General features: G+C 68.6%; 1 protein-coding gene. It reads right to left on the reverse strand.

The window, feature by feature from the left end; translation table 11 throughout:
• Positions 1–1,652 (reverse strand): thrombospondin type 3 repeat-containing protein (locus G6016_RS14200; protein ID WP_241730326.1); only part of this gene is annotated, 1,652 nt, incomplete at its 3' end.
• Positions 1,653–1,884 lie beyond the last annotated feature (232 nt).

The following is a 1,884-nucleotide window of genomic DNA, read 5'->3' on the forward strand; positions in this document are numbered from 1 at the left end:
GCCGCCGGGGCACCTGCGCCAGCGGCTGCGCCGGCACCCGCGCCGGCATCTCCGCCAGTGCCATCGGTTGGCGCGCCACCGGTTCCGGCCCCGCCGCCGGTGCCTGGGGCTGCACTGACCCCCTCGCCGAGGCTCGAGACAGTGCCTATGTTGGGGTCCGTGCCGGCACCGGTGCCCGTGCCACCGGTGGTGTCGGTGTTGGTGTCGGTGTTGGTGTCAGTGTTGGTATCGGTGTCGTCTTCGTCATCGTCGTCGCCGGTGAAGAAGCCGATCACGGTATCGATGGCGTTGTTGACGGCGTCGGTCACCGCGACGACCCAGGCGCTGATCGTGTCGCCGATCGAACCCGCCACCGAGCCGAGGCTGCCCGACGAACCGGAGGAACCAGAGGACCCCACGGATCCGGCCGAACCAGAGGAGCCGATGGAGCCCGAGGAGCCGGACGAGCCAGAGGAGCCGGACGAGCCGCCGTCGTTGGAGCCGAGGCCGAGCGAGCCAGCGTCGAGCGAGCCACTGCCGGCCGACCCGATGACCGAGCCGACAGTGGAGCCGACTGTCGAACCGAGCGAGCCAGCATCCGACCCGCCCGACGATCCAGCAGTCGAGCCAGCGGACGACCCTTCAGACGAGCCGAGCCACTGGACGATGATCCCGATGACGATGGCGATGCCCGCGCCGATGATGATCGGCCAGGACCAATCAGGCAACCAGCCCGAGCCTCCGCTGCTACCGCCACCAGGGGGATCGATCACGACCCGGCGAACCGAGGTGAACTCCGCGCCACCGGGCATCGTCACGATGAACGCGATGTCGTAGGTCCCCGCCTCGGTCGGGGTCCCGACGAGACGACCGTTCGCCAGTCGAAGGCCGGGCGGCAGAGTCGAGGAGTCGACGTCGAGCTGGGTGTCCGGCGGGGTGATGGGGAGGAAGTCCACGGGGCCGTAGCGGTCGCCGACGGTGCCGCTGGGAAGCAGGTTGAACGGATCGCCTGGGTCGGTGCCGATCTCGCCCTCGACGTTGTTGGGCAGCCCGTCACCGTCGGTGTCGACGACCCCGATGTCCGAGAACGACACCCAGATCCGCGGGCTCACGCTCTGGTCCTGCTCGTAGTTCAAGGGGTTCGCCGGGACCGAGACCGTGTCGACGACCTTGGCCTCCGCACCCGGAGCAAGCTGTAGCGCCGCGAGCCGGCTGCCGCGTGCCGGGGTCTGATCGGCCTGCGCGGTGCCGTCGCCGAACAACGTGACCTCGCCTGTGTCCGCGCCTGTCAGGCCGGTGATGGCCGAGCTCACGGAGAATTCAGCTTCGCTGGACAGCTCGAAGTCGCCGATCCCGACCTCGTACAGGCCGGGGCGGCCGGAGTTAGTGGAGTTGCGCACGAAGTAGGTGCGGTCGATGTACTCACCCGGGGACATGGCACACGGGTCGACGCCGGCGGTGCCGCTGATCGGGCCACCAGGAGAGGTGGTGAACGGCTCGTCCAGGTCGCAGCCCCACGACCCGAGGACCTCGTCGGGAGCATCCGACCACGTCGACCCGTCGAGGGAGAACTCCAGGTCCGTGTGCGCGTCGAGCGGGGGGAACGACAGGGCACGCGACACCGACGCGCCACCGAGCACCAGGGTGACGACCATCGCGAAAACAAGCGGCACGAAGCCCAGGAGCCGCCCGCGGTGTGAGGGGAGCGAGCGTGCCTCGGGGCCGGGTGCCCGAGGGTGCGAAGTATCGAGAGGGGCCATAGTCCGATTCCGTCATGCCCGAGCACGATCTCCGGGCCGAGACCCACTCTAAGCCTAAGTCTCTGTTTACGAAAGAATTACTGAGGATTAAGCAAGTGGCCACGGGCGATAGCGCGGACGGAGCCCGGACTGTGACATGAGGGAG

This window comes from Dietzia aerolata (assembly GCF_014144865.1).
Lineage (GTDB): Bacteria > Actinomycetota > Actinomycetes > Mycobacteriales > Mycobacteriaceae > Dietzia > Dietzia aerolata.